Raw genomic sequence first — 10,195 nt, 5'->3', positions numbered from 1 at the left:
GTCGGCGAAGGACTTGAGGCGCGCCGCCTGTTCGCGCAGCGCCTCGGCGCTGCGTGCCGAGAGCACCCACGGCACCAGGCCGTCGCCCGCCGGCTCCCCGGGGGCGGCTTCGGGTTCGGTCTGCCCTGCGGTGGGGGCCTGCTCGACGATGACGTGGGCGTTCGTACCGCTCACGCCGAACGACGACACACCCGCGCGCCACGGCTGGCCGGTCTCCGGCCAGGGGCGGGCCTCCGTCAGCAGCTGGACGGCGCCCGCCGACCAGTCCACGTGCGAGGTCGGCCGGTCGACGTGGAGCGTCTTGGGCAGCACGCCGTGCCGCATCGCCATCACCATCTTGATGACGCCCGCGACACCGGCGGCGGCCTGGGTGTGCCCGATGTTGGACTTCACCGAGCCGAGCCACAGGGGCCGGTCGGCGGGGCGGTCCTGGCCGTAGGCCGTGAGGAGGGCCTGGGCTTCGATGGGGTCGCCGAGCTTCGTGCCCGTGCCGTGGGCCTCGACCGCGTCCACCTGTGCCGCGGTGAGCCGTGCGCCGGCCAGGGCCTGGCGGATGACGCGCTGCTGGGAGGGGCCGTTGGGCGCGGTCAGGCCGTTGGACGCGCCGTCCTGGTTCACCGCCGAACCGCGGATGACGGCGAGGACGGGGTGCCCGTTCCGCTGGGCGTCCGAGAGGCGTTCCAGCACGAGCAGGCCGACGCCCTCGCCCCAGCCGGTGCCGTCGGCGGCGTCGGCGAACGCCTTGACGCGGCCGTCCGCCGCGAGGCCGCGCTGCCGGCTGAAGTCGATGAAGACGCCGGGCGTCGACATGACGGTGACGCCGCCCGCGAGGGCGATCGGGCACTCGCCGTGCCGCAGCGCGTGCACCGCGAGGTGCATGGCGACCAGGGACGACGAGCAGGCGGTGTCGATGGTCAGCGCGGGGCCCTCGAAGCCGAAGGTGTAGGACAGCCGGCCGGAGATGATGCTCGCCGCGTTCCCGGTGCCGAGGAAGCCCTCGTACCCCTCGGGCGCGCCGGTCAGGAGGCGGGCCAGGTAGTCCTGGCCGTTGGTGCCGACGAACACGCCCGACCGGCTGCCGCGCAGCGTGTGCGGGTCGATGCCCGCACGCTCGAATGCCTCCCAGGAGGTTTCGAGGAGCAGCCGCTGCTGCGGGTCCATCGCGGCGGCCTCGCGGGGCGAGATGTTGAAGAACGCCGGGTCGAAGTCCGGTGCGTCGTGGACGAAGGCGCCCTCGCGGGTGTAGCAGGTCCCCTGCCGGTCGGGGTCGTCGTCGAAGAGTGCTTCCAGGTCCCAGCCGCGGTCGGTGGGGAACTCCGATACGGCGTCCTCGCCGTCCCGCAGGAGTCGCCACAGGTCCTCCGGGGATCGCACGCCCCCGGGGAACCGGCAGCTCATGCCGACGATCGCGATCGGCTCGACCTCGCGCTCCTCGGCCTCGCGCAGCTTGCCGCGCGCCTCCTGGAGGTCCACGGAGGCTCGGCGGAGGTAGTCGAGGTACTTCTCCTCGTTGGACATGTCTTGGGACCCTTCAGGTGAGTTCATCGGCTCTGTGCCTACCGAGTTGTTCGTCGAGCAGCGTGAGCGGTTCGTGCTCAGGAGTTGCCAAGTTGTTCGTCGAGCAGCGCGAGCAGCTCATCCGCCGACGCGGTACGCGCGTCCGTCTTGGACTCGGCGGGTTCTGTGCGGTTGTGCGTCTCGTCCCACATGGACAGCAGTGCGCGGAGCCGTTCTCCGACGGCCGCGCTCCGCTCGTCGTCCGGTGTGAGGAGGGACAGGGTGGATTCGAGTCGGTCCAGTTCGGCGTCGATGGTCGGGGTGCCGCCTCCCGGCAGGCCCTCCAGCACGTGCGCGGCGAGCGCGGACGGCGTGGGGAAGTCGAAGACGAGGGTGGCGGGGAGGCTCAGTCCGGTGGTGGCGTTGAGGAGGTTGCGGAACTCGACGGCGGTGAGCGAGTCGAAGCCCAGCTCCTGGAAGGGGCGGCCGGGTTCGACCAGCTTGGTGCCCTCGTGTCCGAGGACGGCGGCCGCCGCCTCCCGCACCATGTCGAGGGCGGCGCGTTCGCGCTCCTCCCCGGAGAGCGCGGTGAGTTCGGCCACCATGTCGGCGGGTGCCGGTGCCTCGGCGGTGCCCTGGGCCTGCCGGACGCCGGGCAGGTCCTTCAGGAGCGGGCTCGGCCGCACCGAGGTGAAGGCCGGCGCGAACACGCTCCAGTCGACGTCGGCCACCAGCGCGGTCGGGTCGCCCTGGCGGACGGCCCGGTCCAGCGCGGCGACGGCCTGCTCGGGTTCGAGCGGGGCGAGGCCGCGGCGGCGCAGCTGTTCGCCGAGCTGTCCGTCGGCCATGCCGCCGCCGCCCCAGGGTCCCCACGCGACCGCGGTGGCGGGCAGCCCCGCGGCCACCCGCTGTTCGGCGAGGGCGTCGAGGAAGGCGTTGGCGGGCGCGTAGTTGCCCTGGGCCGCCGCGCCGAACGTGCCGGACACGGAGGAGAACATGACGAACGCCGAGAGGTCCAGGTCCCGCGTCAGCTCGTCGAGGTTGGCCGCGGCGACGGCCTTCGGCCGCAGCACGGCGTCGAGCCGCTCCGGGGTGAGCGCGGACAGTACGCCGTCGTCCAGGGTGCCCGCCGCGTGCACGACCGCGGTGAGCGGGAACTCCTCGGGGACGGAGGCCAGCAGCTCGGCGAGGGCGTCGCGGTCGGCGACGTCGCAGGCCGCGATGGTGACGCGGGCGCCGAGATCGGTCAGTTCGGCGTGCAGTTCCTTCGCACCGTCGGCCTCAAGGCCGCGCCTGCTGGTCAGGAGCAGGTGCTCGGCGCCCTTGGCCACCAGCCACTTGGCGACGTGCCCGCCGAGCGAGCCGGTGCCGCCGGTGACGAGGACGGTGCCGGTGGGGTCCCAGTCGCCGAGGCGTGCGGAGGTCACCGGTGTGAGGCGGCGGCCGTACACCCCGCCGGAGCGGAGCGCGGCCTGGTCCTCGCCCTGGGTGCCGGCCAGGACGCCCGCGAGGCGTGCGCCGGCGCGTTCGTCCAGGGTGGCGGGCAGGTCGACGAGGCCGCCCCAGCGTTCGGGGTGTTCCAGTGCGACGACCCTGCCGAGTCCCCACACCATCGCCTGGCCGGGGTCGGCGGGGGTGTCGGAGCCGCCGACGGCGACTCCGCCGCGCGTCGCGCACCACAGCGGGGCGGCGAGGCCGATGTCGCTGAGTGCCTGGACGAGGGCGAGGGTCGCGTACAGGCCGCCGGAGGGCAGTTCCGCGTCGAGGGCGAACAGCGACAGTACGCCCGCGACGGGCTCGCCGGTCGTCATCCGGGCCGCGAGGGCTTCGCGGTCCACCGCTTCGCCGGTCCGTACGGGGACCACGCGCGCCCCGTGCCTGCCCAGCGCGGCCGTGACGGCTTCCTCGTCGGCGCCGTCCCTGCTGACCACGAGCCAGGTGCCCGTGAGCGCCGCGGTGGGTTCGCTCACCGGCTGCCAGGTGACGCGGTAGCGCAGGCCGTCGACCGCGGAGTTCGCGGCCTGTTCCCGCCGCCACGACGAGAGGCGGGGCAGCACGGCGCTGATCGGCTCGTCGAGGGAGACGGCCAGTTCGTCCGCCAGCTCACCGAGGTCGCCGTCGGCCACGGCCGCCCAGAATCGCGCGTCGACGGCTCCGGAGACGTCGCCGGCGGGGGTCTCGGCCAGGGTGGGCCAGAACCGCTGCCGCTGGAAGGCGTAGGTGGGCAGGTCGATGTGGGTGCCGCCGGCGGTCAGCGCGGACCAGTCGACGCCGGCCCCGAGCACGTGCAGCCTGGCCGCGGCCGTGACCAGTTCGAGGGTCTCGGACCGGTCGCCGCGCAGGGCGGGCACGAAGGCGGCGTCGGGCGCGCTCTCCTGGCCCAGCGCGGTGAGCACTCCGCGCGGCCCGATCTCCAGGAAGGCGTCCACGCCCTGTTCGCGCAGGGTGCCGACCGCGTCGGCGAACCGCACCGACTCCCGTACGTGCCGCACCCAGTACTCCGGGGACGCGAGCTCGTCGGCGGTGGCGCGGGCGCCGGTCAGGGTGGACACGACGGGGATCTTCGGCGCCTCGTAGGAGACCCCTTCGAGCACGCGGCGGAAGTCGTCGAGCATCGGTTCCATGAGCGGTGAGTGGAAGGCGTGGCTGACGCGCAGCCGTGTCACCTTCCGTCCCCTCGCACGCAGGCGTTCGGCGATGGCCTCGGCGTCGGCGGCGACACCGGAGACGACCACCGAGGTGGGGCCGTTCACGGCGGCGATGCCGACGGTGTCGGTCAGCTCCGGCAGGATTTCGGCCTCGGTCGCCTGGACGGCGAACATCGCGCCGCCCTCGGGCAGTGCCTGCATGAGGCGGCCCCGGCCCGCCACCACCGCGGCGGCGTCGGCCAGTGACCAGACGCCGGCCACGTGGGCCGCGGCCAGCTCGCCGATCGAGTGGCCCGCCAGCGTCTCGGGTCGCACACCCCAGGATTCGAGGAGTCGGAACAGCGCCACCTCCACCGCGAACAGCGCGGGCTGGGTCACCACGGTCCGGTTGAGCGCCTCGGCGTCGTCGCCGAAGAGCAGGTCCCGCAGCGGCCGAACGCGGTCCGCCTCCGATCCGTCCTTCAGACGGGCGTCCAGGTGGGCGCAGACTTCGTCGAGCGCGTCGGCGAACACCGGGAAGCGGTCGTACAGTTCGCGCCCCATCCCGAGCCGCTGCGCGCCCTGGCCGGAGAACAGGAACGCCGTCCGGTGCCCCGCCGCGACTCCGGAGACGAGGCCGTTCGCGGTCCGCCCCTCGGCGAGCGCGGTGAGGGCCGAGAGCATCCCGGCGCGGTCCTTGCCGACGACGACCGCCCGGTGGTCGAGGGCGGCCCGCGTGTCCGCGAGCGTGGCGGCGACGTCGAGCAGGTCGAGCTCCGGATGCGTCGTGAGGTGGGCGCGCAGCCGCTCGGCCTGCGCCCGCAGCGCGTCGTCACCGCGGGCCGAGACGAGCAGCGGCAGCACGGCGGTTTCCTGCGCGGTCGCGTCCTGGGCGGCCTTTCGTACGGTCTCCCCGGCGGTGGCCGGTTCGGTGGCCGGTTCGGTGGCCGGTTCGGTGGCCGGTTCGGTGGTCGGCCCGGTGGCCGACTCGATGTCCGGGGCCTGCTCGATGATGGCGTGCGCGTTCGTGCCGCTGAACCCGAAGGACGACACGGCGAACCGGCGCGGCCGGTCGGTCTCCGGCCAGGGGCGGGCCTCGGTGAGGAGTTCGATGTCCCCGGCCGACCAGTCGACCTCCGGGGTCGGCTCGGCGACGTGCAGGGTCTTCGGCAGCACACCGTGCCGCATCGCCATGACCATCTTGATGACGCCGCCGACGCCGGCCGCGCCCTGGGTGTGGCCGATGTTCGACTTCAGCGAGCCGAGCCAGAGCGGCTGGTCGGCGGGGCGGTCCTGGCCGTAGGTGGCGAGGAGTGCCTGCGCCTCGATCGGGTCGCCCAGCTTCGTGCCCGTGCCGTGCGCCTCCATGGCGTCCACGTCGGCCGACTCCAGTCCTGCGCTCGCCAGGGCCTGGCGGATGACGCGCTGCTGGGAGGGGCCGTTGGGCGCGGTCAGGCCGTTGGACGCGCCGTCCTGGTTCACCGCCGAGCCACGGACGACGGCGAGCACGCGGCGCCCGTTCCGCCGGGCGTCGGACAGCCGTTCGAGGACGAGCATGCCGACGCCCTCGCCCCAGCCGGTGCCGTCGGCGTCCGAAGAGAACGGCCTGCACCGTCCGTCGGCGGACAGTCCACGCTGCCTGCTGAAGTCCAGGAACGCGCCCGGCGTCGTCATCACCGCGACACCGCCGGCCAGCGCCATCGAGCACTCGCCCGACCGCACCGCCTGCACGGCCAGGTGCAGGGCCACCAGCGACGACGAGCACGCCGTGTCGACGGTCACCGCGGGGCCCTCAAGGCCGAACGTGTAGGACAGGCGGCCGGACGTGACGCTCGCCGCGTTGCCCGTACCGACGTAACCCTCGACGCTTTCCTCACTCGCCCCGAGCAGCGAGGCGTAGTCCTGGATGCTGGTGCCGGCGTAGACGCCGATGTCGCGCCCCCGCACCGAGTTCGGGTCGATCCCGGCCCGCTCGAACGCCTCCCACGTGGTCTCCAGGAGCAGCCGGTGCTGCGGGTCCATGGCCAGCGCCTCGCGGGGCGAGATGCCGAAGAACGCCGGGTCGAACAGGTCGGCGTCGTGCAGGAAGCCGCCCTGGCGGGTGTAGGCGGTGCCCAGGTGGTCGGGGTCCGGGTGGTAGATCGCGTCGAGGTCCCAGCCGCGGTTGGCGGGGAACTCGCTGATGGCGTCCGTGCCGTCAGAGACGAGGCGCCACAGGTCCTCGGGCGAGTCGACCCCGCCGGGGTAGCGGCAGCTCATGCCGACGATCGCGATCGGCTCGTCCGCCACGGCGACGGTCTTGCGGCCGCGCGCCTCGGCCACCGGCTCACCCGCGAGTTCGGCGACGAGGTGCGCGACGAGCGCGGCGGGCGTCGGGTAGTCGAAGACCAGCGTGGCGGGCAGCCGCAGCTCGGTGGCCGCGTTCAGCCGGTCACGGAACTCGACAGCGGTCAGCGAGTCGAACCCGAGCTCCTTGAACGCGCGCTCCGGTACGACGGCCTGCGCCGAGCCGTGGCCGAGCACCGCGGCCACATGACCGAGCACCAGGTCCAGGAGGGCCTTCTCCCGCTCCGCCGCGCTCAGCCCCGCGAGGGACTGCGCCAACGCGGACCCCGCGGCCCCCGGCTCCGCCGTCCTGCGCGCGGTCCCCCGCACCAGGCCGCGCAGTACGTGCGGTACGGGCTGGGAGCGCGCCTGGCGGTGCAGCACCGGCAGGTCCAGGGCGACCGGTACGAGCGCGGCACGCCCCGCGGCCCCCGCCGCGTCGAACAGTGCCAGGCCTTCGGCCGCCCCGAGCGGGGTCACACCGGTCCGGGTCATCGACGGTACGTCCGCCTCCGCCCAGGGGCCCCACGCCAGCGACGTGGCGGGCAGGCCGGTGGCGTGGCGGTGCTGGGCGAGCGCGTCGAGGAACGCGGCGGCCGCCGCGCGGTCGCCCCGCGCGGGGTCGCCGAGCGTGCCCGCCGCCGAGGAGAACAGCACGAAGGCGGACAGGCCGGGGTCCAGGGCGCGGGTCAGTTCGTGCAGGTTCCAGGCCGCGGCGGCCCGGTGCGGGAAGGCGGTGCCGATGTCGGTCCGCTCGGCGGTCGGGGAGCCGGCCGTGCCGTCGTCCGGTACGCCCGCGGTGTGGACGACCGCCGACACCTGGTGCTCGGACAGCAGATCCCTCAGGGCCTCGCGGTCGGCCACGTCACAGGCTGCGAAGGTCACCTCGGCGCCCGACGCGACCAAGTCCTTGCGCAGAGCCTCGGCGCCCTCGGCAGCAGCACCGCGCCCGCTCACCAGCAGCAGGTCCCGCACACCCCGTTCAGCGACCAAGTGCCGGGCGACGAGACCGCCGAGCGTCCCCGTCGCACCCGTGACCAGCACGGCACCGTCACCGAACTCGAAGCCCGGGGCGTCCGCGTCGAGCGTCCGGACCCTCGCCAGGCGGGGCGCGCGTATGTCACCGGACCGGACCGTCAACTGCGGCTCGCCCGTGGCCAGCGCGGACGGCAGGGCATCCACCGACGCCGTGTCCCCATCGAGGTCGACCAGTACGAACCGGTCGGGGTTCTCCGACTGGGCAGAGCGCACCAGGCCCCATACCGCCGCCTGCGCGAGGTCTCGTACGTCATCGTCGGCCGTAGCGGCGATCGCCCCGCTGGTGGCGACGACCAGGCGCGACGCCGCGAACCGCTCATCCGCCAGCCAGGTCCGCACCGCGTTCAGCGCCCAGTGTGCCGCCTCGTGCGCGCCGGCGATCACGTCAGAGGCAGCAGTGACCGGGCACGGCAGGACGACGAAGTCAGGCAGTTCCGGGATGTCCGCCAGAGCCGCCAGGTCGGTCCACTCGGCCGTCGGCACATCGCCGGCCGCGGGAGCCGCCTGCACCCAGTCGACGCCGAACAGCGGCCCCCCGTCCTGCCGCGACGGCTTCGCCGTCATGGGGCGCAGCACCAGCGAGTCGACCGTGGCCACCGGGGCGCCGGAACCGTCCGCGACGGTCAGCGCGACGCCATCGGTGCCGACGGGCGCCAACCGCACCCGCAGCGCCGTCGCGCCCGACGCGTGCAGCCGCACACCCGACCACGAGAACGGCAGGCCGCCGGAGTCGCCTTCGCCGTCGGCGAGGCCGATCGCGTGCAAGGCCGCGTCGAGCAGCGCCGGGTGCAGGGCGAAGCCGTCCACGCGTACGCCGTCCGGCAGCGCGACCTCGGCGAACACCTCCTCGCCCCTGCGCCAGGCCGACCGCAGCCCTTGGAACAGCGGGCCGTAGCCGAAGCCTCCGTCGGCCATGCGGGCGTAGAAACCGTCCAGGTCCACTGCCTCCGCGCCCGTGGGCGGCCACGCGACCAGCGAAGAGCCACCGGAGGCCCCGCCCTCGCGCAGTACGCCGGTGGCGTGGCGTGTCCACGTACGGCCGTCGTCGGTGTCACCCGCGCTGGAGTGGAAGGTCAGCTCACGGCGGCCGGAGGGGTCCTCGGCGCCGACCCACACCTGGACCCGCACCGAACCGTTCTCGGGCAGGACGAGCGGGGCCTCAAGCGTCAGCTCCTCGACCAGATCGCAGCCCACCTGGTCGCCCGCGCGCACCGCGAGCTCCACGAACGCGGCACCGGGCAGCAGCACCGAACCCCGTACGAGGGAGTCGGCGAGCCACGGGTGCGTCTGGAGCGACAGCCGGCCGGTGAGCAGCACACCATCGGTGCCGCCCACCGTGACGGCCGCGCCGAGGAGCGGATGCTCCGCCGAACCGAGCCCGACCGCCGAGACGTCACCGATCGCGGCCAGCACGTCGGGCCAGAAGCGTTCACGCTGGAAGGCGTACGTGGGCAGGTCCACGTGCCGGGTGCTGTGGCCGGCGAAGAACGCCTCCCAGTCCACCCGGACGCCGCGCACGTGCAGGTGACCCGCGGCGGTCGTGGCCGCCATGGCCTCCGGGCGGTCGCCGCGCAGCACCGGCACGAAGACCGCGTCCGGCGCGGATTCCCGGCCCAGCGCGGCCAGCGTGCCGCCAGGTCCGACCTCGACGAACGTGCCCACGCCCTCGTCCGTGAGCGTGCCGACGGCGTCGGCGAACCGTACGGCCTCGCGCACGTGCCGCACCCAGTACTCGGGAGAGGTCAGTTCCTCGGCGCTCGCCCGGACGCCGGTCAGCGTCGACACGATCGGGACCGTCGGCGCCTCGTGGGAGACACCCTCCAGTACCTGCCGGAAGTCGTCGAGCATCGGCTCCATCAGCGGCGAGTGGAAGGCGTGGCTCACGCGGAGCCGGGTCACCTTGCGGCCTGCCTCCCGCCACTTCTCCGCGACCGCGTCGACATCGGCGGCTGCACCGGAGATGACCACTGAGGTGGGGCCGTTGACGGCGGCGATGCCCACGGTCTCCGGCAGCTCCGGGCTAACTTCGGCCTCGGTCGCCTGGATCGCGACCATCGCACCGCCCGCGGGCAGCGCCTGCATCAGCGCACCACGCGCCGACACCACCTTCACGGCGTCCGCCAGCGACCAGACGCCGGCCACGTGCGCGGCGGCCAGCTCGCCGATCGAGTGACCGGCAAGCACGTCGGGGCGGACGCCCCACGACTCAAGGAGCCGGAACAGCGCCACCTCGACCGCGAACAGCGCCGGCTGCGTCACCCCGGTCTCGTTCACCGCGTCGGCGTCCTCGCCGAACAGCACCGCACGTACGCGCGGGTCGAACTCGTCGAGTACGACGTTCAGGGCGTCCGCGAACACCTCGTACCGCTCGGCCAGTTCGCGGCCCATGCCGAGCCGCTGCGAACCCTGCCCCGAGAACAGGAAGGCCAGTCGGCCGGGCTCCCCGACCGTCCCCGTGACCACGGCACCGGTCGCCCGGTCCTCGGCCACGGCCTCCAGCGCGGCAAGGAACTCCGGCCGTTCGCCGGCGACCACGACCGCTCGGTGTTCGAGCAGTGCCCGCGAGGACACCAGCGCGCGGCCCACGTCGGCCACGGTCAGCTCGTGAGCCATGTCGGCGAAGGACTTGAGGCGCGCCGCCTGTTCGCGCAGCGCCTCGGCGCTGCGTGCCGAGAGCACCCACGGCACCAGGCCGTCGCCCGCCGGCT

General features: G+C 74.2%; 2 protein-coding genes. Both read right to left on the bottom strand.

Annotated elements, in window-relative coordinates; all coding sequences use genetic code 11:
- Nucleotides 1-1,518 (bottom strand): beta-ketoacyl synthase N-terminal-like domain-containing protein (locus AB0I16_RS35465; protein ID WP_363253806.1); only part of this gene is annotated, 1,518 nt, incomplete at its 3' end.
- 77 nt (nucleotides 1,519-1,595) lie between these two features.
- Nucleotides 1,596-10,166 (bottom strand): type I polyketide synthase, encoded by an 8,571-nt coding sequence (locus AB0I16_RS35460; protein WP_363253805.1) that lies wholly within the window; start codon nucleotides 10,164-10,166, stop codon nucleotides 1,596-1,598.
- Nucleotides 10,167-10,195: the final 29 nt, after the last annotated feature.

The organism is Streptomyces sp. NPDC050703 (assembly GCF_040654435.1).
Lineage (GTDB): Bacteria > Actinomycetota > Actinomycetes > Streptomycetales > Streptomycetaceae > Streptomyces.
Note: the sequence above shows the minus strand (reverse complement) of the source record. Positions and strands in the feature narration are given on the sequence as shown.